The following is a 25,192-nucleotide window of genomic DNA, read 5'->3' as shown; positions in this document are numbered from 1 at the left end:
AACGCCAAAATAGGGTTTCAAATTTAATCTGACGAGAGTAATAACTGTACGTTCGCTCATTTTGAGATAGCAAGAGGAATTAATCTGTTGTAGGGAAAGGAATAGGAGAATTTTTCAACCTAATAGTTCGCCAAGTGAACTTGGCGGGGTAAAGGGTAAGGGGGAAGGTGGGGTCCCCTCTGGGGATAAGGGGCGGGGGGAAAGGTTTCAAATCCCTTACCCCTTTCCCCAGTACTCACTTAGCATTTTTGGGTTGGCAGACTACTAATGGCATAACGTTTCCTATTTATCGGTAGTGTGGAGAACAGTGAGAGCGCAATTGTTGGCTAAAAGCGATTGCGGAATGATTCGGGTGCGGGTATTGGGGGAAACCTTCCCCCTTCCCCTTTTCCTCAAAACCCGACAAGTATTGAAAGACATCTTGGTCATGACCGGGATAGAAGTAGAACTATGGATGAGAGCTATGAAACTTATACAGTCAGCTTTATAGGCTTCATGTCGCCCCTTCAGGAAATTACCTACTCTTGACAGGCAATACCCATAACTAATAGGCCTGGCCAATATAAATATACTAATATCTCCAAATTCTCACCAAAAGTATAAAGAAAAAGAATCATCACAATACTCAAGCCAACTTTAGCAGTAGGACATTTGCTATCCATTGACTTGATTAATAAATAGATAAAACTTAAACCCATTGGAATTGCAAGTGCCATAAACCCGACAATTCCCTTAATAAACAATAGACCTGCCCAGGTATGATGTGATCCTATGTACATGTGTTCAACAATGTGGGGACCATGTTCAACTACGCCATGTCCCCAAATTGGAGCCTCAGTTTCCCAGCGATAAATCGCAATTCGTTTTAGTGCCATACGTACTCGTGTTGAACCCGCCCGTGCAGCTTTGAATCCTTCCCAAAAATTATTCAAAGCGAGAATTATCGATGGTGAGAAAATGCCGCTGAGGTAACTGGCAAACCCCACTCCTATTAATATTCGTGGACGATTCATGCCAGAGAACACCGTTGTAAACAAAGGAATAATTACAATACAAACCTGAGCCAGACGAGACTTGCAAACAAAGCACATTAATACTGAGCCAATTAATCCAAACCAGCGCCATTTTTTATTTTTTTCTTGCAAGGCGAGCATGAAGTAAACATTGCCAACAAAACCTAATGCAGGTCCCCAAGGGGTAAATAACCGCCAGCGTAAGTCACCTGTGCTACCGTCAATTTCATACAGAGGTACGTCAAAAAATTCATTACCAGGCCCGCCTACAGCTCTTAGTGGTGAAATATAAAGGATTTCAGGTAGATGCAAAGAGGGAGTTAATAGTAAAAAAGGAGTAATTAGTAGGGTATGAAAACCAACAATGCAAATAGCTCGATAGATTAATTGAGGACGGATTTTTAAGCACCCTACTAAGGGATAGAGAGCTAGCCCAGCCCAACCTTTAGCCCAGCCAATGGAAGATTTAATTATCAGACTTGTTTCTAGGTTGTAATCGAGATGTCCAACTATTAAGGCTACTTCCATCAATAACATCCCAATTACCCAAAGCCACAGAACCCAAGAAATAGAAATTTTCTCATCAGGTGGTGTGTTTTTGGTTTGAGCCAGAATTTTAATTAGTAAAAACAGTAGCAGTACCCATCCTACGAAAGAGCCAACAATATATAGCCCCCCCACAACCCAGAAAAAATAAGTGTTAGATATTGCCCAAAAAACTACTTTTTCGGGTATATTCTCTGGCTGGATATCATCTGTTTTGGTCAGCTTCTTGTTCATTGAATTAGGATATCCACTTTGATAACTTCTCTATCCAGGGTTTACGAATCCACAGCAACAACAAGCCAAGGGTGGAGAAGACAGAACCAGCCGCAGAGCCAGCTAAGATAAAACCCTTTTTTGGTGCAGTGGGTTGATCTGGCATACTAGGCTCTACTAACATTTGCACTAAAGGATAAGCGGCAAAAATATCTCCTTGTCCCAAATCTAATTTGGTGAGGGTAGAGGCAAACATCGCTTCTGCAATCTGTTCATCTCGCTTCAAGTTTTCTAAATTAGCTTGTCGCCCTGAGAGAATCTCTAAGCGCTTCTCCAAACGCTTAATTTCCGAATCTAAGGTTTTTACCTGGGCTTGGAGTCCCTGTTGCTCGGATTGATTAGATACTAAACTCTGAAATAAAGTATCTCGGCCAGATCCGTTCACAGCCAAAGCTAAACGGCTTAATGTAAACGTTGTCATCGGTTTTCCTAATAAAAGTTCACTGCGTTCAAGTAGGCTAGCTAAAGCAGCTTCCTGTCTAATACTTTGCTTCACCACTTGGGGATGGTTAGAGCCAAACTTAGTGATTAAAATTTCCAGGCTGGCTGTAGCTTCACTGTAGTCTTTGAGATTCTGTTGAAAAATTTGGTCTACATGGAGAAGGAAAGCATCTGCTGCTTCTTGGGGTAAGAGTCCCAAGTTTTTGGACAACTGCTGCAATTTTTGGCTAGTGAACTTTTCTTGCGCTCTCACCTCAGCTCGTTGCCGTCGTAGTTGCTCAATATTAGATGATAGATTTCCCACTTGATCGGGATAACTTAGACCAGAACGTACTTTATATTCCGAGAGGTGTTTCTGTGCTTGCTCTAGTTTCTGTTGGGCGGAAAGTAGAGTTTTCTGCATAGGTTCTTTACGCTGACTAAATTCGGCAGATCGTAAAGCATTGACTTGATAAACCATAGCTTGATACAGAGCTAGGCATTTATTACGTGCTTCCTGGGGACTTCTACCGGTGACTTCAAACTTCATGATTGTAGTGTTGTCCAAGAGTTTGATCCGGGGTTTGCTAAATTGTGATTCTGGGATTTTGGCGATCGCAGCGGCTTTTTTTAAAACTGGTTCACTGGTAAAAACATATTCATAATTTTCTCTAGCATCATAAGTGGAACCACCCATTGCTGAACCACTAGAAGATGTTGCCTGACCAATTCCTGGGAGGTTAACGTTAACACCAAAACTAGCAGCAGAAAGAATTAGTCCGAACTCGCTGGTATAGACCGGTTTGGTGACTTTCAAATACTGAATTGATGTCCCCCAGATGAAAGCATTGCCTGCTACACCGAGTACGCCATAGCGAAGCCAACGACTTGTAACCAAATTCTTTAACTTTACTACTGGGACGAGCAAAAGCCGTTGGGTCATTTTAACAAGTCTCGCAAAATAGGGATAGGGGCTAAGATGGTTTGGATGATATCCCGGAATTGCACAACTTTTGAGTCATAGCAAACCACACTATCATTCGCCTTTAAGAAGGGGTTGTTGGTATCGTTAGTAGAATGCATGAGAATATCGTTAACGTTACGCTCGATATAAGTAGTTTTGCCCGTCAATTGTTCCGTAGTCGCCAAAACAGCCTTTCTGCCAGCATTTGTACCGCGTGTCCCTCCTGCACAGTTAGCTGCAACTACCGCTTGAGAAAAACGAGCGCCGTAAGGAAATGATGTAGCATCACGACCAACACCAGAACTAGCGTTGCTTGTAGATGGTTGAGTCAGATTAGAGAGGAAGACTTTTACCCCAGTAGGCGTAATTTGTGAGGGACGCACGAGGTCATTGTGCATTGTGCCGGAATCTGGGACGATTATGCGATCGCCAGCGATTAGTGCCACATCTTCAAAAGGTTCACCTGTCAATACACCAGACATGTTAATAATGCGAGTTTCTCTGTTACGAATTAACTGCACATTTTTAATATCGGCTGTGGGTGTGACTCCACCAGCATCACGAATAGCTGCTGCCAAGTAGCGGTTCGGCGGATATTGTCCAGCTACAGGAACAGGAGGCTGGGTTTTTTCTCCGGGGGAGAGTTCATTAATAAATACCCGTCCTGGTAAAAATGTTGCCCCACTGACAAAGACCACAATCGGGGCCCACTGCACAACGCTAATATTCACACGCAGAAAAGAGGGCTGGAAAAAAGCGCCATCAATCAAAACTGTCGTCAGATTATTTTGAACTTCCTCTGGTTCTAAACCAAGAACGGGCAAAGGGGATATATAAGGAATTTCCAAGTCGCCGTTTAAGTTAACTTCAAAAATCCCATTGAACTCTTCTCCTTCGGGAATATTCACCTTGACGCGATCGCCTGGAGATAAAGGTAAAGCCAAACAGGGTGTTGCCAAACTCAAAGTTGCAAGTATGCTATTAAAAATCAGAAGTTTGAGCGTTAGCATCCTAAATGTATTTTTTGTGTTTATGTAGTAATCCATATTAAATTTTACGAGATATCACTTACAAAAAATCTGACTGTGAGCTAGTGCTAATGTATACTTATTTTTTCATCATGTCATTCTCCAATCAGAATAATTTGAGATTAATTTAACTAATAATTAAATAGAAAAAATCTAGTGAGAAAGAATATAGGTTTGCCACAATACAAAATCTGAAAAACCTTGCTAATAAATAGTTACAGCTTGCGATTACGTCTATTTATTTATAGCTAAAGTTAGGTATTTTCAAGTAAAACCGCTAAGATAAAAATTGTAACTATGTAATTCTACGCTAAGTTAATTAATTGAGTATTTTCTAAAAAAATGCAAAAAATTATACTAAAACTTGTCAATATCTAAAAAGAAGAGTTATAAGTTTAATACATCAGTTATCAGCATCATGCACCTAATTTTAGATCAGCCGTTTGCTGCCTAAGGAAGTCTTTTGCATCTACCAGTCAATTAACTATGGGACTCATCATTCTGTAAATCAAACATGGGACTCACCATTGGTCTGGTCAACACCTATTCAACTTTAAATATTGGTGATGCCGCAATTTATAGCGCTCTGACTGCTTTAGCATCTGAGGCCAAAGTTGTAGCACAATTTCAAGATGCCCAACCGGAGTATATACCCGGCTTGCAGATTTTGCCTGAGATTGGGCATTGTGATGCCTATATCAGTGTAGGCGGCGATATTTTCAATAATGCTCGTGAAGGTTTGATTACAAAAGCTTTCATTCGGAATTTGCTGGAGTTAAAGCGATCGCCTCGTCAAACAATTCTTTTTGGGCAATCAATTCCGCGATCGTGTCATGGCTTCAGTTTTGAGGCTTTGGCGTGTTCTTTGCGACGGTTGGCTGCCGTCTGTGTTCGGGATGTGGAAAGTCACAAACGCTTAACTCAAGCGGGAGTCAAAGCAATTCTTTCCTTTGATACAGCTTTCAGTCTCTCGGTCAGTTCTCAAGGACAAGCAGAGGCAAAACAGGTATTTCAGGCTTTAGAAATCATCCCAGAGAAGGCAGCATTAATTTCGCTGCGAGCCTTTGATTCGATGTATAGCCATGACAATCAGCAATTTCAACGTCAATTGGTTAACCTGTGCCGCCAGCTATTAGAACGTCAATATCAACCTGTATTGCTGATTCAGTCTCAAGCCTACGGTGCAGATAATGATTTAGCCGTAGCAGAAGAAATTTTTCAGCAAGTACCACAACTGAAGATATTTAATCCCTTTACGGTGAGCAGTGACCTAGCTAAATGGGAATTGGTGATGGGCGCACTGAGTATTTCTGCTGTGATTGTCGCCATCCGTTATCACACAGCCGTCTTAGCCTTAGCCAGTGGAAAAATTCCCTTTAATCTCTACTACTCCAACAAAGGCCGAGACTTAAGCCAACGACTGGGAATCCCTGGATGCAGTTTAGAGCAATTTGATGTGGATGCTTATATAGATGCGATCGCTCGTACCTCTGAGCAAACATTTGATCATGCTGCAATTCGGACTCGGGTGCAGCAAAACTTTAATCAATGCTTACAACAAATAAAAGGATAATTTCATGAATAGCTTACGTCTAGCTTTGGTTAGCAACTTTCGTGCTGAAGCTTCTCCTAGTATGCTAGTTTGCGGAGATCGTCTCTACGATTCTCTCTGTGCAGAGCATCCCCATTTAGCAACTACCCGTATTCAACCAGACTATAGTTATCGATTGCGGCAGTTACCTCGCCTGGGTAAAATGCGCCTTGCCTTAGAGACTGACAAAATGTTGAACCGTTTTTGGGATTATCCCCGACATCTCAAATCCCAAGTTTCTCAGTTTAATCTTTTTCACATCTGCGATCAGAGCTATGCCTCACTGGTGCATATATTACCCCCAGAACGCACAGGAGTATTCTGTCATGATTTAGATGTATTTCGCTCCATCTTACAACCGGATAAATATCCGCGATCGCTCCGTTATAACACCATACAACGCTATGCCTTGAATGGGTTTCGTAAAGCTGCGGTGGTGTTTTACACAACTCAATCTGTTCGGGATGAAATTCTCCACTATCAACTTATCACCCCTGACAAACTAGTTCAGGTTCCTCTGGGAATTGCTCCCGAATTTTCCCCTGGTGATGCCAACTCCAACCTGACAGATCGCATTCAGCAGCAAATAGGCGATCGCCCTTTTCTCTTAAATATCAGTGGCAATCTCAAACGCAAACGGTTGGATGTTTTACTAGAAACCTATGCGCGTCTACGGTATCATCACCCAGAATTACTGCTGGTTAGGGTCGGGCCAGAATGGGAACCCGATATGCAAACGCGAATTGATCGATTGGGAATTCGTCATGGTATCCGATTATTCTCACAATTAGAGCAGAAGGATCTAGTAGAACTTTATCAGCAAGCAGCAATAGTACTAATGACCAGTGAAGCCGAAGGCTTTGGAATGCCGTTGATTGAAGCCTTAGCTTGTGGCAGTGTAGCTGTCGTTAGCGATATTCCCGTACTGCGGGAAGTAGGGAGTAATGCTGCTGTCTACTGTCCTGTTGGCAACCCGGATGCCTGGGCTAAAACCATCAGCCATTTGCTAAATCACCTAGAAGCCGCGCCAGAATTATCCCTGCGTTTACGGCAAGTCAAAAAATATACTTGGTCAGCCCACGCCAAGATCATCGCCCAAACCTATCAAGAACGCATTCTATCCCAGACTGCAACTCAACAATCGTTGCAGGTTTTTGCCTCATGAAAGTGCTGCATATACTTAGTTCTCATGGCATGGGATGGACTGGTGGGATTCGTGCCACCCTTGCCAGCCTAGCGCAGACACGGTTGGCATCTTGGGTAGAGTTTCAGTTAGTGACTCAAGATCAGGCTAAAGCTACTCTCAAAACTTGGCAACCTGATTTACTGGTATTACATCGAGCCTCATCTTGGAAGGGCATTCCAGAGTTATTAACCTTGAAGGCAAAAGCTCGGATACTGGTAGAACATCACTACAGCGCGGGGTTTGAACAGCATCAAGTTCCATCTTCTTGGCGGTTTCGCGCCATGTTGCGCCTGAACTATAGGCTAATGGATCGGGTTGTGTCTATCTCCCAAGGACAACAGCAGTGGATGCAGTCCAATCGATTAGTTGCATCTGAAAAGGTGCGGTTAATTTGCTCCAGCCGAAATTTAGATCCATTTTTTCAAGTACCGACAAAAGCGGAGCCTGAAAAACTGTTTACCTTAGCCGCCTATGGTCGTTTTACCCATCAAAAAGGGTTCGATCGCTTGATTGAAGCAGTACAATTGTTGCCTGTTGGTTCTGTACAGTTGCTCTTAGGAGGGCAGGGGCCGAACGAACAAAACCTCAAGGCTTTGGCTCAAAATCATCCTCATATCCGCTTTCTGGGAAAAATTGATGATGTACCTGAGTTTTTAAGTCGTTGTGATGCTGTTGTTATACCTTCACGCTGGGAACCTTGGGGTAATGTTTGTTTAGAAGCTCGTGCGGCAGCTAGACCAGTATTGGTGAGTGATGTTGATGGTCTGACTGAACAGGCAAAGAATTGTGGTATTGAGTTTCAGCCAGATAGTTGCCAAAACTTGACAGATGGAATTTGGCAAATGATTAATGCCTCCCCTGAACAACGGCAATCGTGGGGACAACAAGGCAGATTAAGCGCGATACACGCCTGGGATGATTATGTGAATGCTTGGGAACAGGTATTGAGGGAGTTTAAATGAACTGGATAAAAACTCTACAGAAACGTCTGTTTCAAGACCGCTTTATTCGTAATATTGGCTGGATGGGGGCGGCGGAATTGGTTATCCGAGTGTTTAGACTCGTCACCACTGTAATTTTAGCTCGGTTTCTCAGTGCCGAAGACTATGGACTCGCAGCCATTGTATTAATGACTAACGAATTTATTCGCGTTTTTACCCGCAACGGTATTGCAGACAAAATAGTTCAAGCGGATGCTTCAGAGATAGAGGAGTTATGCCGTACTGCTTACGGGTTGAACTGGTTGATTGCTGGTGTTTTATTTACCGTTCAATGTCTAGCATCATTAGCGATCGCTCAATTCTACAATAATTCCCATCTCATCCTCCCGATCTGTTTAATCGCCATCACCTACTTAATCTATCCCCTAGCGATGGTGCAAACAGCCTTAATCAGAAGGGAAAATCGCCTCAACATCCTGGCCTTAATCACTTCGGTGCAAGTATCTACTGATAACCTTTTGACGGCAATCTTTGCCCTATCGGGAATGGGAATGTGGGCGATCGTTTTACCTAAGTTTTTGGTAGCTCCCATCTGGATTATTCTCACGTTTAAATATCAACCTTGGCGGATGACTCAATCTTTGACTTTTGCCAAAAGCAGACAAATTACCTCTTTTGCCTCCCGCGTTCTGGGAATTGAGTTACTCAGCATCTTTCGGGAAAACGTGGATTATCTATTGATTGGTCGATTTCTAAGTGTTCAAGCTTTGGGAGTATATTATTTTGCATTTAATGCCGGATTAGGACTGAGCTTGAGTGTAATAAATGCTATCAGAGTATCATTATTCTCTGATCTATGCGATCTCAACTCTCAGGTAATATTGTTTACCGAGCGATATATGCAAAGTCTGCGTAAAATAGCCTTAATGATCGTGCCATTGGTAGTATTGCAATCTAGTTTAGCCCCCTTCTATGTTCCTTTAATATTTGGGCATAAATGGGTTGAACAGGGAGCCGTTTCTATCTTGATTGTGATTTGTTGCTCGGCTTTATCTCGTCCCTTTGCCGATGCAGCTTCCTTAATGTTCCGCGCTTTTGGTCAACCGCAAATCGAATTGCGCTGGAATCTCCTGTTTACTGGGTTTCTGGCAACCGCTATTTGGCTAGGAACACAATGGGGTATTTTAGGAGCTGCGATCGCAGTTATGGCAACTCACCTAACTTTGCAACCTTTGTATACCATTTGGGCTACTCGGCAGATTTTACCAAAATTTTTACAAGAGGTGAAGGGATGAGCAACACGAACATAATGGTATCGGCGATCATTCCCGCTTATAACGCTGCTAAATTTTTACCAGCAGCGATCGCTTCTGTGCAACAGCAAACCTATATGAATTGGGAATTACTGATAATTAATGATGGTTCTACGGATGACACCGTGGAGATTGTCAGAGAACATCAAAAAAAGAGCGATCGCATCCATCTAATTAACCAGACCAATCAGGGGGTTTCTGCTGCTCGTAATCAGGGTATAGCTAGCAGTAGGGGTAAAATTATTGCCTTTCTTGATGCAGATGATCAGTGGCTACCTAATAAACTCCACCAACATCTGCAACATTTCCAATCCAACCCCGGTTTAGGGGTCAGCTTTGCTCAAGTCGAAATACTCGATCAAACTGGTGAACTAACTAGGCAAGTATCTAGTAGTTCGCCAAGTGAACTTGGCGGGGTAAAGGGTAAGGAAGAAGGGGGAAAGGTTTTAAATCCCTTACCCTTTCCCCTTTCCCCTTTCCCCAGACCTCACCTAGCATTTTTGGGTTGGCAGACTACTAGTTCTCGTTTAACCGACTTAAAACCAGAATCTTTCCTCTCAGAAAACCCTACAACTACTACTTCTAATTGGGTTATCCGCAAAGAAGTTTTTAGTCAAGTGGGGGGCTTTTGCCCATATATGAGCTATTCCGAAGATTTGGAATGGCTACTCAGGGTTAGTTGTACCACTGATTGGCAAATCGCAGGTATCAACCAAGTCTTAACTCGATATCGCACAAGTTCTAGTGGGCTTTCTTCCAACTTGTACTATATGGAAGCTGGTTGGAATCAACTGGTAGATAAAGCGAGAATTTATGCACCTAAACTTGTTGAACAGCATTTTGCTTTAGCTCAGGCTCTACATTTACGTTATCTCGCTCGACGTGCTTTTCGTTTGAAATTACCATCCAAGGTAGGGGTTGATTTTATCACCCGTGCTTTAGATTCAGATTGGCGGTTGTTTTTTCACCAGCCGCAGCGTACTTTATTCACTTTGGTGGCGGTATTTGGGGCGTTGGTGATTGAGAGGATTTTTTTAACGAACCGCAAGGTACGCGAAGGAAGAGAAGGTAATACAGTTCGGTTAACAAAGTTATCTGTTGAGGGAAGAAAAGAAGCAGGGGAAGAGAAATTGCAATAACTAATTACGAATTACGAATTACGAACTACGAATTATGTATCTGTCTGTAATTATTCCTGTTTACAATTCTGAAGGCTCTGTTGCCAAAACGCTGCAATCTGTTGTCGCGCAAACATATCATGACTTTGAAATTATCATTGTTGATGATGGTTCTACAGATAAAAGTATTGATATCTGCAAGCAATTCCATGATTCTCGAATCAAGATTGTCCACCAGCAGAATCGAGGATTAGCGGGGGCGAGAAATACGGGAATTCGCCACGCACAAGGTGAATATTTAGCTTTTGTTGATAGCGATGATCTTTGGCTACCGGAGAAGTTAGAAAAACATTTGCAGCATTTTGAGCGATCGCCAGAAGTTGGGGTGAGTTTTTCTCGTTCTAGTCTGATTGATGACCAAGGTAAGCCTTTAGGAATCTATCAGATGCCCAAATTGACGGACATTAGACCAGAATATTTGTTCTGTCGTAATCCCATCAGTAACGGCTCATCAGTTGTGATTCGTCGGGCTGTTTTGCAAGCTATCAAGTTTCAAGACAATCTTTATGGAGAAGTAGAAGATTTTTACTTTGATGACAGCTTTCGTCAATCTGAAGATATTGAGTGTTGGCTGCGGATTGCTTTGCAAACTAGTTGGAAAATAGAAGGCATACCCGAAGCTCTTACTCTCTATCGCGTCAATATGGGAGGTTTATCGGCGAATATTCTCAAACAGTATGAATCTTGGGAGCGAATTCTGGTAAAAACCCAAGTCTATAATCCTGAGTTTGTAGAACTATGGGGCAATAAGGCTAGAGCCTATCAACTACGATATTTAGCTCGTCGGGCGACCAGAGGGCGATCGCCAGAAATTGCCGTTAGCCTACTACACAAAGCTGTGAAAACCTATTGGCAAATTCTTTTGGAAGAACCTCAGCGAACGTTCATCTCTTTTAGTGCTGCCTATTTACTGTGGATGCTGCCAAAATTTGCATACCAGAAGTTAGAGAAACTGATGATGCAAATAACCGGAACAAGTCAAAAACGACGTATCCAACAAGAACAAATAGCCAAACAATCAATGTGAAGGAAAAAATTATTTATGAAAGTTTTACTGGTTTGCTCCTCTGGAGGACATTTTAAAGGACTCCAACAATTGCATCCTTTTTGGGAAAATCATCAACGGGTTTGGGTTACTTTTCGCACCGCTACAACAGAAGCTTCTTTAACTGGAGAAAATGTTTACTGGGCCCATAGTCCCACAAATCGAAATCTACCTAATTTGTTTAAGAATCTGCTCTTAGCTTTTCAGGTAATCGCAAAAACTCGACCCCAATTAATCTTGTCTACTGGCGCTGGTGTTGCTGTTCCCTTTTTGATTATAGGAAAACTCTTTGGTAGCCAAATAGTGTTTGTAGAATCGGTGACTCGGATTCATACTTTGAGTTTATCCGCCAGATTAGTTTTGCCTTTTCTTAGCGTTCTATATGTGCAGTGGCCGCAACTGCAAACCCGTTATCCTCAAGCCGAGCTGATCATACCCCAGGAGAGTTTATGATTTTAGTCACAGTTGGTACTGAACAATACCCTTTTAATCGCCTCATGTCTTGGATTGAGGTGTTGTTACAGACGGAAATAATTCAAGAAGAAATTGTTGTGCAATATGGAAACTGCACAATCTTACCTGCTGGTGCTAGAGTTTATCGTTTCCTCAAAGAAGAGAAATTTCAAGACTTGATTAATCAAGCGCGAATTGTGATTGCTCATTGTGGGGAAGGAACTTTACTACTGCTGGATTCTCTAAATAAACCTTATATTTTGGTTTCTCGCAGTCAGAAATTTCAAGAACATATTGACGATCATCAAGTAGAACTTGCTTTAGCACTATCACAGATTAATGTTCCTATTGCTTGGTGTCCTGGTGATTTGGTGCGATTTATCAATGCTCCTAAACAAGTATCAGTTTCGGATGTTTCCAAGGCTTCAGCTATCGCCCTTTGCAATAGTTTAGAAAAGCGTTTTGCTCCAACTCTCAAAGAACTATCAGTAGGTATATCCAGATCATGAATCCTAGTCCTAAAAACAAAATCTCTCTAGTTACCACTCAGCTAAATAATACTTTGTTAGTGCAGCTACCACAGCGATTAACTGTAATTGAGGCTGTTCCCTTCCGAGAATATTTTCAAACCTGGTTAGATGATTCTAGTTTGGCAAAAATAATCTTGGATTTTGGACAAACAACGATTATCGATAGTAGTGGTATTGGTTCATTGATTAGTAATCATAAATCAGCACAGGCAAAAAACATTCAATTAATCTTTTGGAGTATCAATCCGCAAGTAAAATTAGCATTTTCTTTAGTCGGTTTAGACCGAATATTTAACATCGAATCTAATACAGAGGCAATTGTCCCTACAGCAACTCGCAAAAGTGAGCAACGCCCCCCCTTAACTCATCCCTCGGTGCGATCGCCGATGAAACGTGCCATTGATGTTGTCGGGGCGATCGCTGGCTTGGGTATTACTGGCGTACTCTTTGTACCGATTGCGATCGCGATTAAACTTGATAGTCCTGGGCCTATACTGTTTAGTCAAATTCGTTGCGGTTGGATGGGGCGACGGTTTCGCATTTGGAAGTTTCGGTCGATGGTGACAAATGCTGAAGCACTCAAAGCCACTATTCCTAACAAAGCTTCTGGTGCTTTCTTTAAAAATGATGATGATCCCCGAATCACGCGTGTTGGGCGCTTTTTGCGTAAAACCAGCTTAGATGAATTTCCGCAATTTTGGAATATTCTTACAGGAGATATGAGTTTGGTTGGTACTCGTCCACCAACTCCAAATGAAATGGAACAATATGAGGTTGCAAATTGGCAAAGACTGGATGTCAAACCAGGACTCAGTGGCGAATGGCAAGTAAATGGTCGCTCAAAAATCCGTAATTTTGAGGATGTCATCGAGCTAGATTTACGTTATCAAAATAATTGGAGCTTGGTTTATGATTTAAAGCTGATTTTGAAAACGATTACTGTTGTCTTCAACAAAGATTCAGGGGCAGTTTGATACTTTTCCTCGCTACACTACGGAGATTTTCGGTTAAGCAAGATAAATTCTCATGCAAACAGATTCATTGATCCATAATTCTAGTCTGCAAGTTGCAAGTGATTTGGATGCAATGGCAACAGTTGTGGAATGGTTCGACCAATTCAACTGTACCCCGCTACCTTATCAATTGTGGATAGAAGGGCAAACTGGTTTAATTGAGGGTTTTACAAATGTCATTCGCCATGCACACAAGCATCTTAATTCTCAAACCCCTGTAGAGTTAGCAGTCCAAATGACCTCTGAGTATTTACAGATTCGCATTTGGGATCGAGGTGATATTTTCAATTTAGAAGCAGCCTTAGAAAAGCTCAGTCAAAAAACAAGCGATCGCACATTTAATCCTTTAGATCATGAGGCTCATTGGGGCTGTATCTTTTTCCTCAAGCTTAGAAGGGACTATGCTTGGACAGTGAGTTATACTCGTGAGTTGGAAGATAGAAATTGCTTATTGCTAGAGAAAAAGCTAGTATCGACATCTGAACTGTAAAATTCAAAAATTTGATTAAGCGAACTTCAGAGAGATTGTAAAAAATTGCTTAATTTTTGCCATTGTTGAATGGCTTTTTGACTCAGTTTATCAATTTCAAAATTAATGTTTTTCTTGTTTTCATAAATGGTGTTTTTTAGGAGATTTATGTATTCTAAAGTCCAAGTAAAAATTCTTCAACCTAGTGGATTTTTTGATGGTAGACAAGGTAGAAAAATTCATGAAGAACTGAGTGAAATCATTGCATCAGGTGCCAAAATAATTTTAATTGATTTTAAATCCATTACCTTTATGGATAGCTCTGGATTTGGCACACTATTGTTGACACTAAAAAAAGTCCGGCAGCAAGAAGCTAAACTAGCACTTTGTTCAATTAACGAACAAATTAGAATGATTCTGGATCTGACTGACACTTCAAAATTATTTGACGTGTTTCCCGATCAAGCATCATTTCTCCAAATAGTGGAATAGCATCAAATTTCATTTTCGGCAAAATTCATTGCAGTTAAAAATCCCCAACTACCAGGGGCAGGGTAAACGCATCTCAATAAATTTTCTTCATTGCAACCAAGGTTAAAAATCAACAAAACAGTCAGTTTTTATTGGTATCGATAGATACGGACTTAAGAGATTTTAATAAGATTTTAATAATATTAATTATTATATCGAAACATTTTAGCGATCGCTATTAAAATTACTGGCACTTTAGCCCAAATCCACGCTGCTAATATTATTCACAAAGATATTAATCTATCAAATATAGTTTTTAATCTCCAAACAGGCAAAGTTAAAATCATTGATTTTGGTATGGCTACAGTTTTTATCAGTAATTAACGAAGGCAACTTCATTATTAATATCTTAAAATATTGTTTTTTATAGTTTGGGTTTAACTTAATGTACGGATTAGTTAATAAAGCAATAGAAGGCATGATTAGTAAATACCACGGTGAGAATACCTGGGAAACTATCAAGCAAAAGGCTGAACTAGAAGATATTGACTTTTTTATTGGTATGGATGCTTATGCCGACGATGTTACTTATCGCTTGGTTAGCGCGGCTTGTGAGGTGTTGGATATGCCAGCAGAAGAACTTTTGAAAGCTTTTGGAGAATACTGGCTACAATACACGGCTGAAGAAGGTTATGGAGAATTGTTAGCTAGTGCGGGAGATTCCTTGCCAAAGTTTCTGGATCATCTAGACAATCTCCACGCCAGAGTTGGGTTAAGTTTTCCTCAACTCCGTCCTCCTTCTTTTGAGTGTGAACACACTAGCGAACAATCAATGGAACTCCATTACCAATCTACTCGCTGCGGTTTAGCACCAATGGTAATCGGGTTACTGCAAGGATTGGGAAAACGCTTTAACGTAAAACTGGATGTTACCCAAATCAGTTTTCGAGAGGAAGGAGGTACTCACGATATCTTCTCTATTGAATACGAAGATTCTTAATTTTATGACCACTGATAAAGCTACTGGGTTAAAACAATTCGGTTTTGGAGCAGAACAATTTGCCGCCTTGTTTCCTTTTCATTTGGTTATAGATCGGGAGCTAAAAATTGTCCAGGTGGGTGAAGTGATCCAGCGCATTTTAGAACCTGTGAAGCTGGTTGATAGTTATCTGGAGAAGCATTTTCAGATCAATCGTCCCCAAAACCTGACTAGTTTTGAAGCTATTTGCCAACAAACGCGATCGCCTACGGGGCGAACCCCATCACTATTTATTCTGCAATCCCAGCATCAGGATATGCAGTTAAAGGGACAGATGGTACATTTGGAAGACTCAGATCATCTGATATTTCTTGGTTCCCCCTGGATTACCAATCTTGCCGATTTGCAAAAGCTTGACTTGAAAATCAATGATTTTCCTTTACATGACTCTGTTGTAGATTATCTGTTTCTCTTGCAAGCTAAAAATTCTGCCCTCAATGATGCTCAAAAACTCACCGCAAAACTTAAAGACCAACGGACTGAATTACAAGCAACAGCCTTACGCTTGAGGACACTAATTGAAAGCTTACAGATTGCCGTTTTGTTAGAAGACGAGACAAGACATATTGTTCTGGTAAATCAGGAGTTTTGTAATCATTTTAGTATTCCTGTTGCTCCACAAGCTTTGCAAGGCATGGATTGTCGGCAAGCTGGGGAGACAAGTATGTATATGTTTACTGAACCAGAGAAATTTCTTCGCCACACCGATGAGATGATTGCTCAAGGCAAGATAGTTCTCCATCAGGAATGGCAACTTGTAGACGGGCGAACCTTTGAACAAGACTACATCCCGATTGTGGTCGATCAGAAATTGTATGGTCATCTGTGGAAATATCGTGACATTACCCAACGCAAACAAGCTGAAAATGCCTTGAGGTTAAGTGAAGAACGATTAAAGCTGACTGTGGATGCTGTCGAGGAGGGTCTTTGGGATTGGAATGTAGTTACCGGAGAAGTTTATCGTAGCCCACGCTGGTCTACTATGCTGGGTTACGCCCCAGAGGAACTGGAAAAGGATATTAAACTGAGAAACAAGTTGATCCATCCAGAAGATATAGTCCTGATGCAAGAACGACTGAGATCCCACCTCCAGGGTGATACTCCTGTCTATCAGGTGGAAGTGCGTTTACTTGCTAAATCTGGAGAATGGAGATGGATTCTAGACCGGGGTAAATTGGTCAGCCGCGATTCTGAAGGCAAAGCTATGAGAATGGTGGGAACCCACCTAGATATTACCGAACGAAAAAAGGCAGAACAAGACCTACAGCAACAATATCAACAGGCCTTGCTGCTGAAGCAAATTACCGGAGAAATCCGTCAATCCTTACAATGGGAAAAAATTCTCCAGACAACAGTGACGGAAGTGCAACGGATTTTGCAGTGCGATCGCGTCGTAATTTTCCAAATTAACTCTGATGGTTCTGGCAAAGTTGTCCAGGAAGCTGTAGTTCCTGGATGGTCGGTGATTCAGAATCAGGATATTGAAGATCCTTGTTTTCAACAGGAATACATTGACTTATATCGTCAGGGACGAGTTAGCGTGATTCCCGATTTGGAGAAAGCGGGATTGCAACCTTGCCATCTGGAATTTTTACAACAGTTTCAGGTGAAAGCTAATCTGGTCGTACCAATTTTAATGCGGCAAGATTTGTGGGGATTATTAATTGTACATCAGTGCGATCGCCCCAGACAATGGACTGAATTAGAATTGGATTTACTCAAACAGCTCGCAGATCAAATGGGTATTGCCCTCAACCAAGCCCAGTTGCTAGCTCAAAAAACTAGTCAGGCTAAGTTGCTAACACAGCAAAATGAAGAACTGAGTATTGCCAAGCACGTAGCTGAGTCTGCCAATATGGCCAAGAGTAATTTCCTGGCAATCATGAGCCATGAAATTCGTACTCCCATGAATGCAATCATTGGCATGACTGGACTGCTCTTAGATACTCCCCTCCAGCCTGAGCAACTCGATTATGTGGAAACTATTCATAATAGTGGTCATACATTATTAACTATAATCAATGACATTCTCGACTTTTCTAAGATTGAATCTGGCAACTTAGAATTGGAAAAACAGCCCTTTGACTTACGGGTTTGTGTAGAAGAAGCCTTAGATTTGTTGGCTCCTCAAGCGGCTTCCAAAGGCATTGAACTAATGTACCAATTTGAACCCCACACGCCGACTCTGATTATTGGTGACATTACCCGCCTACGGCAAATTCTCTGGAATTTAGTCAGCAATGCCGTCAAGTTTACAGATGTGGGGGAAATTGTTGTGACAGTCGCTCCTCAAAAGCAGCTTCACAACCAGACTCCTACACCGTCTCACTATGAATTGCAATTTGCGGTGAGTGATACAGGTATTGGTATAGGACGCGATCGCTTACATCGATTGTTCAAACCTTTTAGCCAAGTCGATAACTCAATGACCAGACGTTATGGCGGTACTGGCTTAGGGTTAGCCATCAGCAAACGTCTCAGTGAAATCATGGGTGGCAAAATGTGGGTGGAAAGTCAAACAACTAGAGGTTCCACTTTTTATTTCACTGCAACTATCCAAGTTTATGCCTCTCCTATTAATAATTCCGTTAATCACGATCCAGAACTACTTGGCAAGCGATTACTACTGGCAGTAGGTAACGCCAATTTGCGAAAATGCCTCACCTTACAACTCCAAGCTTTGGGATTAGATGTCCAACCTGTCGAATCGAGTAATGCAGCTCTACAGTGTTTGTGCAAAGATAATCCCTTTGCTCTAGCTGTGTTGGATATCGATAGCCCACAGATCAACGGTCTCAATTTAATAGCTAAAATTCATGCCATACCGCAACATCGGTATTTACCTTTGATAATTTTAAGTTCTAAAAGCAAGCAAACTTTAGACCTGAAAGATTTAGCACCTAAGTTTACCGCCTTTTTACAAAAGCCCGTGCGGCAGTATCAATTACATAATACACTCTTACAAATCGTGCGTGGTAGTTGGTTTGCTAAGGTCGATCCAAAGGCAATCATTCCTTCTTACTCCCGCTTGCCTACACCCAATCGCCCAGCCATTGATACCCACCTTGCCCAACGCTTGCCGCTCAAAATTCTTTTGGTTGAAGATGTGTTGGTAAATCAGAAAATTGCCTTGAAGATGCTAGGTCGGATGGGATACCGTGCAGATGTCGCTAATAATGGTCTTGAAGCTCTGGAGGCTTTGCAACGACAACTGTATGATGTTGTGTTTATGGATATTCAGATGCCAGAACTGGATGGGTGGGAAACAACTCACCGGATTCGCCAGGAATTTTCTTTTAATAATCAACCTTGGATAATTGCCATGACTGCCCATGCTCGGCCAGAAGACCGTGAGGCGTGCTTGAAGGCAGGTATGGATGACTACATCAGTAAACCGATTAATCTGGAGGAGATAGAAGTAGTTTTAAAAAAGTTTGGTATTAAGCATAATTTAATTTCAGAGCTTCCAGGGTTGATGTCTATATCTGATTTCCCATTGCCCACAACTATTCAGGTTCCTAAGATGGAAGAGGTAATTGACCAAAAGACTCTACAATATCTGCGAAATCTCGGTGGCAATGATGACGATGGTGTAAATTCGGATGGAGGCAGTAGCATCATCGCTGAATTAATCCAGCTTTACTTAGAAGATACCCCAAGCAAAATAGAGGCAATTCAAGATGCGGTAACTTTGGCAAATCGTTCAGAGTTAGCAAAACTAGCTCATGCTCTGCGATCGCCTAGTGTGAGTATTGGTGCAATTAATCTCGGAAAAATCTGTGAAACTTTAGAGGATGCGGCAAAGGAGCAATCAATGGATCAATTGACCATTTTGGTTAATCGAATAAATAACGAATATCATGATGTAGTTATGGCTCTTCAAAGTCTTCTACTTTAACTTTATATACAATCAAGGATAAAAATATATATTTTTAGTATTTCTTGTTAAGAATAAATTAATATCCATAAAACATGATTAAAATATCTGATTCTCCAATTCAAATTTTAGTAATTGATGATGACCGGATTATCCAATTAGTTCTCAAACAGACATTGCAAGAACAGGGATATCAAGTCATTCTTGCCACCAATGGTTTACAAGGAATAGAACAAGCTAATAAATACCATCCAGCACTCATAATTTGTGATTGGCAAATGGATGAAATGGATGGCTTAGAAGTATGCCGCAAAATTAAATCTGAACCATCTCTATCAACAGCTTTTTTCATCCTGTTAACCTCACGGCGGGCTGTGGAAGACCGAGTTGAAGGCTTAGATACAGGTGCAGATGATTTTTTAAGCAAACCAATTGATGTAAATGAACTCAAAGCCCGTGTAAGAGCCGGATTAAGGCTGTATCATACGAATCAAGAACTTCAAAGATTAGCTCAAGACTTACAGGAACAAAAACAGCTTTTAGAAACAGAATTGAATGAAGCGGCTGATTACGTGAAATCTATTCTTCCCAAAACGCTGTCAGGATCAATCACTATCAATTCTCAGTTTTTTCCCTCTCGTCAATTAGGTGGTGATTGCTTTGATTACTACTGGCTAGATGAGAATCATTTAGTTATATACTTACTGGATGTCTCTGGACATGGGTTGGCGGCTGCATTACCTTCAATTTCAGTTCATAATCTATTGCGATCGCATTCTCTTCCTCAAGCTCATCTCTACGATCCATCTGAAGTTCTTCAAGATTTGAATAATATCTTTCAAATGGATCAACAAAATTCCCAATACTTTACGATATGGTATGGGGTTTTTAACCGGAGTTCTCATCAGCTAACTTACGCTAGCGCCGGTCATCCTCCAGCTTTACTAATTTCTCAATCCACTCATTCTGGTTTAAATATTAAAGAATTATTCACTCCCAGTTTACCAATTGGGGCGTTTACAGAAGCAGAATATTATAATGCTGTTTGTGATATCCAACCTGGCAGTAAACTCTATGTGTTTAGCGATGGAGTTTATGAAGTTGAAAAATCTGATGGTAATATGTGGGATTTTAACAGCTTCATTAATTTACTGACTTTACTCAATAACCTATTTAAACTAGGTTTAGACCATATTTTAGAGGCGATAAAAACTGCTACAGGTAGTCAAATGTTTAACGATGACTACTCTTTAATAGAAATAAATTTTTGGACTTTGGATAAAAAAGAAGTGTTTGTAGATAATTAAGGCGAACAAAAAATCTGGTTTTTCAGGGATTATTATACCATAGCATCAACTAAATTATATAGGAATCCTATTTGATTTTTGAATAAGCTCCGTACATCTGTAGAGTGTCAAAATCAAAGGTAGTGTAGTTTTTCACTCTCCCCCCTAAAACAAGAGTTTGCAGTGTAGGTAAAAGTAGGGGTGACAATCGTGTGGTAATGAAAAAAATGATTTTGCAACAAAGCCAAAGCAGTAATGAATCGACTGAGCAAAGAAGACCTCTCACAGATGAACCAGAACTACTTCCAATCTCTGGATAAAGAGAAATTGGTAGAAGTTGATACCACAAAATATTTATGCAAGAGTTCTATAGAAACATACGAATCAATTAGCCCATTCAACATGATTTTTTCACCACGCCAGATGCTGGGTTCTTGAGAACTCCTTTGCCAAACATCCTTTTTGTTATGATTAATTCCTTCATCAGTTTTTTGCAGTCTTGGTTTCCAGGGAATAAAATGAGCGTTGGTATGAGCGAGCCATTCCCTAGCTTCTTCTGCTATGGCAAAGCTAACTTGGCATCCTCTCTGTGTATACAAACTCTTGGGCTAGTGCAATCATTTGATTGGCGTGACCAAGCAGAGGAAGCGAAACAAACATGACGTGTTTTTTCATAATTCTGTCGTTTTTGCTTATGATTCTGACATTCCCCCAGAAGGAAACTGAGATTCGCCAATTGCTCTAAATTCTAGTCCTGCTGCTAGTGTCTTTGGTTGAGCATCGGAAAAGGCAAATAAGGTAACTTGATGACCCCGATTTTGCAGTTCTTTTCCCAAGGGAAGCATAGTGTTGAGATGACCAGTTGATGCTGGACAAATCATTCCAAAATGAGTCATAATTCCTTATTTTGGTTAACTACAATGATGTATACCAGAAAACAGGTAGATAGGTAAAGAAAAGAAATTATTGCTGAGTTAGAAGTGCCTACTGGATTTTCAAGAACCTATCCAAAGCTGTAACTAGACTAGGCGGCCAACGGCGGATATTTTTTACCCAGTCAATATCCTTATAGCGGCTATCAAGTCCATAAGCTGCTACCCAGTTGCTTTCGGCTTCACCCTGTTCTCCATTTACCCAATATGCAGCTGTAAGGGCGGCACGCACATCAGCAAATTTGGAGTATTTCCGAGCGATATTTCGCATTTCGCGGATTGCTTGCTCTTTTTGACCTGTTTCATAAAGAGCAAGGGCGTAGTTAGCACGGGCGAAAGCAAAATTTGGGGCGATCTCATTAGATTTTTTGTAATCTGCGATCGCATCTTCCCATTTTCCTAAACCTGTTTTGGCATTTCCACGATTGTTATATGCCATCGCATCATTAGGATCGAGTTCTAAGACATGATTATAATCTGCGATCGCATCGTCCCATTTTCCTAACCCTTCCAGCGCCGCCCCTCGATTCAAATAAGGATCGGTAACATTCGGCGCTAGTTCAATGGCTTTGTTATAATCTGCCAGCGCTTCTTGTAACTTATTCTGACTCACTCGCGAATTTCCCCGGTTACTCCACGCCCCCGCATTAGTGGGAAATTGCTCAATAATCTTTGTCCAGTAAGTTTCAGCCGTCGCAAAATCACCTTGATTCGTCGCTGCAAATGCTTGATTGGCCAACTCATCGCCTTGCTTTAACTGTTCTTGAGTAATGGGCGCTTGAGATTGTGCCATGACTGGAGTAGCCCAGCCAAACACAATTAACAGACTGAGAAAAATACCAATCAACTTAAGCATCTAGGTTTACCTGTTTATTTTGAAGATGGGGAGTAAGAATTTTAGATTTTGGATTTTAGATTAGAATTCAATCCAAAATTGTCAATCCAAAATCCAAAATTGAATTGCCCAATGCCCATTATTACAATAATGACAACTGTTCATTAGGCGGCGTGAATCCCAAATGCTTGTATGCAGCCTTTGTCGCCATCCTTCCCCGATGAGTCCGAGTTAAATACCCAATTTGCATGAGGTAAGGTTCGTATACCTCTTCAATTGTTTGAGTATCTTCACCCGTCGCTGCTGCCATTGTTTCTAACCCCACTGGCCCGCCGTTAAATTGTTCAATTATCACACTCAACATCTGGCGGTCTGTCCAATCTAAACCGCAAGGATCTACTTGAAATAGTTGCAATGCTTCGGATGCAATGGTTTCATTAATCTCACCCGATATTTTTACTTCCGCATAATCACGTACCCGTTTTAGTAGCCTATTTGCAATCCGTGGCGTTCCGCGTGAACGTCGGGCAATTTCTGTGGCACCATCTTCTGTGATGGGGGTTTTGAGTAATTGAGCGGTTCGCAGTACAATTTTAGTCAGTTCGTCAACTTCGTAAAATCGGAGTTTTTGAATTAAACCGAAGCGATCGCGCAGTGGTGAAGTTAAAGCACCCACACGCGTTGTAGCCCCTACTAAGGTAAACTTTGACAGCGGCAAACTTCTGATACGAGCGCTAGAACCCTTACCAATGGTAATATCTAAGCGATAATCTTCCATTGCCGGATAGAGAATTTCTTCCGTCATCCGCGAGAGGCGATGAATTTCATCCACAAATAAGATATCCCCTGGCTTCAGGTTTACCAGTAGCCCAACAATATCTCGTGGACGTTCTAGGGCTGGCGCACTGGTAATTTTGTAATTTACTCCCATTTCCGATGCTAAAATCATTGCCATTGTGGTTTTGCCCAATCCCGGCGGCCCATAAAGTAGCAGGTGATCCAACACCTCAGCACGAGACTTGGCTGCTTTGATGGCAATATCTAGCACATCCTTTAAATCTTTTTGCCCAATATAATCAGCAAATCGGTGTGGTCGAATACCTTCTTCTTGCTGTTCTTGCTCATCAATAGCAGCTTCCGGCTTCAAAATATTTTCTGTGGATGGTGCTTTCACAGACTCTCGACGCTGCTTTGGTTCTCCATTGGGTTCTGGAGGCTGTTTTTTCGAGGAGATTATCGCCATAATTCAGCTATCTATTGTTAAGGGACTACGGATGGGGACTGGGGAAGGTGGGACCCCTCTGGGGATAAGGGGTAATGGGGATTGGGGGATAAGGGAGCAGGGGAGGCAGGGGGAGAAATAAACAATGCCTAATGCCCAATATCCATGAAAATTTTCGTTAGAGAATACCCGCGCCAATTTAAAATTTAAATTCCGGCCAATTACCCAGAAGTACAAAAGTTATTATGTTATCTAAAAGAATCTTACCGTGCTTAGATGTGAAGGCGGGACGGGTTGTAAAAGGAGTTAACTTTGTCAATCTCCAAGATGCAGGCGATCCGGTAGAACTGGCCAAGGTTTACAACGAAGCCGGTGCTGATGAGTTAGTATTTCTGGATATTACAGCTACTCATGAAGACCGAGCTACAATTTTAGATGTAGTCTACCGAACTGCTGAACAGGTCTTTATTCCATTGACTGTGGGTGGTGGCATTCAATCCTTAGAAAATGTTAAAGCTTTGTTACGAGCCGGCGCAGATAAGGTTAGTATTAATTCTGCGGCAGTGCGGAAACCAGACTTGATTAATCGGGCCAGCGATCGCTTTGGTAATCAGTGCATAGTTGTTGCTATTGATGCCAGACGCAGAAATAACCCGGAAAATCCAGGTTGGGATGTGTATGTCCGCGGTGGCAGGGAAAATACAGGCTTAGATGCCCTACTTTGGGCACAAGAAGTTGAAAAACGGGGGGCCGGAGAACTGCTAATCACAAGTATGGATGCTGATGGAACCCAAGCTGGGTATGACATCGAGATTACACGGGCAATCGCTGATGCTGTAGAAATCCCAGTCATTGCTTCAGGTGGTGCAGGTAATTGTGAACATATCTACACTGCCCTAACTGAAGGCAAAGCTGAAGCCGCATTACTCGCATCACTGTTACATTACGGACAATTAAGCGTAGCAGAAATTAAAAGTTACTTGCGCGATCGCAATGTGCCAGTCAGAACATTATCTTGAGCCACAATTTCCCATTTAATGACATCCATCTAAGGTTAGACACACTTCCCTAAAAGGGTGTTAATATTATTTTACAAGTATTAACAAATATTAAGAAATATGTTGCTTCCTATTTTGCTTTTTGATGTAGCCCTGGTAGCGTGGTCGCTGCACTTAATGGAAAAAGCCTACGAGAGTAAAGAATTTTCTTTAATGTTGGCTGGTACATTAGTTGCTCTGGCTGCTGCTGCCATGTTAGTAGTTTACTTTTTGATGGGGCACTGCATGACCTACTTATTGAGAGTGTCGTAGACAGTGCTGAGTGCTAGAGAAGATATTTAAAATTTAGTTTCTACAAAAAGCTTGACAAAGTACTAATAATTAGGACATTATGTATAATGGATTTTGAGGGGTTATAGCGCAGTTGGTAGCGCACCTCAATGGCATTGAGGGGGTCAGCGGTTCGAATCCGCTTAGCTCCATTCTTCACACCCTAACTCTCTAAGTTAATTGTGTGACTTTACCCATAACTTTGCCGCAACGGCAAGCTTATGCTTCCAATAGAGGGC

General features: G+C 41.5%; 24 protein-coding genes, 1 tRNA gene and 1 pseudogene. 20 read left to right on the top strand and 6 right to left on the bottom strand.

Annotation, left to right across the window (positions count from 1 at the left end):
- Window positions 1–518: 518 nt before the first annotated feature.
- From FD723_RS27655 to FD723_RS27645, 3 genes are read right to left on the bottom strand one after another with little or no spacing between them, the layout of a single operon-like run.
- Window positions 519–1,793, bottom strand: a complete 1,275-nt coding sequence (locus FD723_RS27655) for an O-antigen ligase domain-containing protein (RefSeq protein ID WP_179068223.1) — start codon at window positions 1,791–1,793, stop codon at window positions 519–521.
- 4 nt (window positions 1,794–1,797) lie between these two features.
- On the bottom strand, window positions 1,798–3,195 hold the full coding sequence (locus FD723_RS27650; protein ID WP_179068222.1) for a GumC family protein: 1,398 nt from the start codon (window positions 3,193–3,195) through the stop codon (window positions 1,798–1,800).
- Window positions 3,192–4,226: a polysaccharide biosynthesis/export family protein gene (locus FD723_RS27645; protein ID WP_179068221.1), complete on the bottom strand. Its 1,035-nt coding sequence runs from the start codon at window positions 4,224–4,226 to the stop codon at window positions 3,192–3,194. Before FD723_RS27645 ends, FD723_RS27650 begins: the two co-directional genes overlap by 4 nt.
- Window positions 4,227–4,758: 532 nt before the next feature.
- On the opposite strand from FD723_RS27645, the gene FD723_RS27640 reads away from it, so the two are divergent.
- From FD723_RS27640 to FD723_RS43115, 17 genes are all read left to right on the top strand, one after another.
- A complete protein-coding gene (locus tag FD723_RS27640) occupies window positions 4,759–5,817 on the top strand; it encodes a polysaccharide pyruvyl transferase family protein (RefSeq protein ID WP_179068220.1) in 1,059 nt (352 codons plus the stop codon).
- 4 nt (window positions 5,818–5,821) lie between these two features.
- Entirely contained in the window at window positions 5,822–7,000 is a 1,179-nt protein-coding gene (locus FD723_RS27635) for a glycosyltransferase (RefSeq protein WP_179068219.1), read from the top strand.
- On the top strand, window positions 6,997–7,983 hold the full coding sequence (locus FD723_RS27630; protein ID WP_179068218.1) for a glycosyltransferase family 4 protein: 987 nt from the start codon (window positions 6,997–6,999) through the stop codon (window positions 7,981–7,983). The genes FD723_RS27635 and FD723_RS27630 overlap by 4 nt, the downstream gene beginning before the upstream one ends.
- Window positions 7,980–9,257, top strand: coding sequence for a lipopolysaccharide biosynthesis protein (locus FD723_RS27625; protein ID WP_179068217.1), 1,278 nt, complete (start codon window positions 7,980–7,982; stop codon window positions 9,255–9,257). The genes FD723_RS27630 and FD723_RS27625 overlap by 4 nt, the downstream gene beginning before the upstream one ends.
- Window positions 9,254–10,414 carry a glycosyltransferase family 2 protein gene (locus FD723_RS27620; RefSeq protein WP_179068216.1) on the top strand — a complete coding sequence of 387 codons (1,161 nt, stop codon included), beginning with the start codon at window positions 9,254–9,256 and terminating at the stop codon, window positions 10,412–10,414. The genes FD723_RS27625 and FD723_RS27620 overlap by 4 nt, the downstream gene beginning before the upstream one ends.
- Window positions 10,415–10,448: 34 nt before the next feature.
- Window positions 10,449–11,480, top strand: a complete 1,032-nt coding sequence (locus tag FD723_RS27615) for a glycosyltransferase family 2 protein (protein WP_179068215.1) — start codon at window positions 10,449–10,451, stop codon at window positions 11,478–11,480.
- 15 nt (window positions 11,481–11,495) lie between these two features.
- Window positions 11,496–11,951 carry a PssD/Cps14F family polysaccharide biosynthesis glycosyltransferase gene (pssD, locus tag FD723_RS27610; protein WP_179068214.1) on the top strand — a complete coding sequence of 152 codons (456 nt, stop codon included), beginning with the start codon at window positions 11,496–11,498 and terminating at the stop codon, window positions 11,949–11,951.
- On the top strand, window positions 11,948–12,460 hold the full coding sequence (locus FD723_RS27605; RefSeq protein WP_179068213.1) for a glycosyltransferase: 513 nt from the start codon (window positions 11,948–11,950) through the stop codon (window positions 12,458–12,460). The genes pssD and FD723_RS27605 overlap by 4 nt, the downstream gene beginning before the upstream one ends.
- Window positions 12,457–13,455 carry a sugar transferase gene (locus FD723_RS27600; RefSeq protein ID WP_179068212.1) on the top strand — a complete coding sequence of 333 codons (999 nt, stop codon included), beginning with the start codon at window positions 12,457–12,459 and terminating at the stop codon, window positions 13,453–13,455. The genes FD723_RS27605 and FD723_RS27600 overlap by 4 nt, the downstream gene beginning before the upstream one ends.
- 52 nt (window positions 13,456–13,507) lie before the next feature.
- On the top strand, window positions 13,508–13,984 hold the full coding sequence (locus FD723_RS27595) for an anti-sigma regulatory factor (protein WP_256874945.1): 477 nt from the start codon (window positions 13,508–13,510) through the stop codon (window positions 13,982–13,984).
- 147 nt (window positions 13,985–14,131) lie between these two features.
- Window positions 14,132–14,455, top strand: a complete 324-nt coding sequence (locus FD723_RS27590) for an STAS domain-containing protein (protein ID WP_179068211.1) — start codon at window positions 14,132–14,134, stop codon at window positions 14,453–14,455.
- Window positions 14,456–14,656: 201 nt separating this feature from the next.
- On the top strand, window positions 14,657–14,818 hold the full coding sequence (locus FD723_RS43935) for a protein kinase (RefSeq protein ID WP_179069304.1): 162 nt from the start codon (window positions 14,657–14,659) through the stop codon (window positions 14,816–14,818).
- Window positions 14,819–14,879: 61 nt separating this feature from the next.
- Window positions 14,880–15,434 carry a heme NO-binding domain-containing protein gene (locus tag FD723_RS27580; RefSeq protein WP_179068210.1) on the top strand — a complete coding sequence of 185 codons (555 nt, stop codon included), beginning with the start codon at window positions 14,880–14,882 and terminating at the stop codon, window positions 15,432–15,434.
- Between the two features lie 4 nt (window positions 15,435–15,438).
- A complete protein-coding gene (locus tag FD723_RS27575; RefSeq protein ID WP_179068209.1) occupies window positions 15,439–19,371 on the top strand; it encodes a response regulator in 3,933 nt (1,310 codons plus the stop codon).
- 74 nt (window positions 19,372–19,445) lie between these two features.
- On the top strand, window positions 19,446–20,657 hold the full coding sequence (locus FD723_RS27570; RefSeq protein WP_179068208.1) for a PP2C family protein-serine/threonine phosphatase: 1,212 nt from the start codon (window positions 19,446–19,448) through the stop codon (window positions 20,655–20,657).
- A 234-nt stretch (window positions 20,658–20,891) separates the two neighbouring features.
- Window positions 20,892–21,074 carry a hypothetical protein gene (locus tag FD723_RS27565; protein WP_179063523.1) on the top strand — a complete coding sequence of 61 codons (183 nt, stop codon included), beginning with the start codon at window positions 20,892–20,894 and terminating at the stop codon, window positions 21,072–21,074.
- A 92-nt stretch (window positions 21,075–21,166) separates the two neighbouring features.
- A complete protein-coding gene (locus FD723_RS43115; protein ID WP_256874944.1) occupies window positions 21,167–21,298 on the top strand; it encodes a hypothetical protein in 132 nt (43 codons plus the stop codon).
- A 33-nt stretch (window positions 21,299–21,331) separates the two neighbouring features.
- On the opposite strand, the pseudogene FD723_RS27560 reads toward FD723_RS43115, so the two are convergent.
- The 3 genes and pseudogenes from FD723_RS27560 to ruvB form a co-directional block, all read right to left on the bottom strand.
- Window positions 21,332–21,532, bottom strand: a pseudogene (locus FD723_RS27560) (glycosyltransferase); the annotation flags it as partial.
- Between the two features lie 88 nt (window positions 21,533–21,620).
- Window positions 21,621–22,424: a tetratricopeptide repeat protein gene (locus FD723_RS27555; RefSeq protein WP_179068207.1), complete on the bottom strand. Its 804-nt coding sequence runs from the start codon at window positions 22,422–22,424 to the stop codon at window positions 21,621–21,623.
- A 121-nt stretch (window positions 22,425–22,545) separates the two neighbouring features.
- Window positions 22,546–23,646, bottom strand: coding sequence for a Holliday junction branch migration DNA helicase RuvB (ruvB, locus tag FD723_RS27550; protein WP_179068206.1), 1,101 nt, complete (start codon window positions 23,644–23,646; stop codon window positions 22,546–22,548).
- Between the two features lie 224 nt (window positions 23,647–23,870).
- On the opposite strand from ruvB, the gene hisF reads away from it, so the two are divergent.
- From hisF to FD723_RS27535, 3 genes are all read left to right on the top strand, one after another.
- Complete coding sequence (gene hisF / locus FD723_RS27545; RefSeq protein ID WP_179068205.1) at window positions 23,871–24,644, top strand: imidazole glycerol phosphate synthase subunit HisF; 774 nt, start codon at window positions 23,871–23,873, stop codon at window positions 24,642–24,644.
- A 99-nt stretch (window positions 24,645–24,743) separates the two neighbouring features.
- Window positions 24,744–24,935, top strand: a complete 192-nt coding sequence (locus FD723_RS27540; RefSeq protein ID WP_104905483.1) for a hypothetical protein — start codon at window positions 24,744–24,746, stop codon at window positions 24,933–24,935.
- 97 nt (window positions 24,936–25,032) lie between these two features.
- A tRNA-Ala gene (locus FD723_RS27535) sits at window positions 25,033–25,105 on the top strand.
- Window positions 25,106–25,192 lie beyond the last annotated feature (87 nt).

The sequence above is a fragment of the Nostoc sp. C052 genome (assembly GCF_013393905.1).
Classification (GTDB): domain Bacteria; phylum Cyanobacteriota; class Cyanobacteriia; order Cyanobacteriales; family Nostocaceae; genus Nostoc.
Note: the sequence above shows the minus strand (reverse complement) of the source record. Positions and strands in the feature narration are given on the sequence as shown.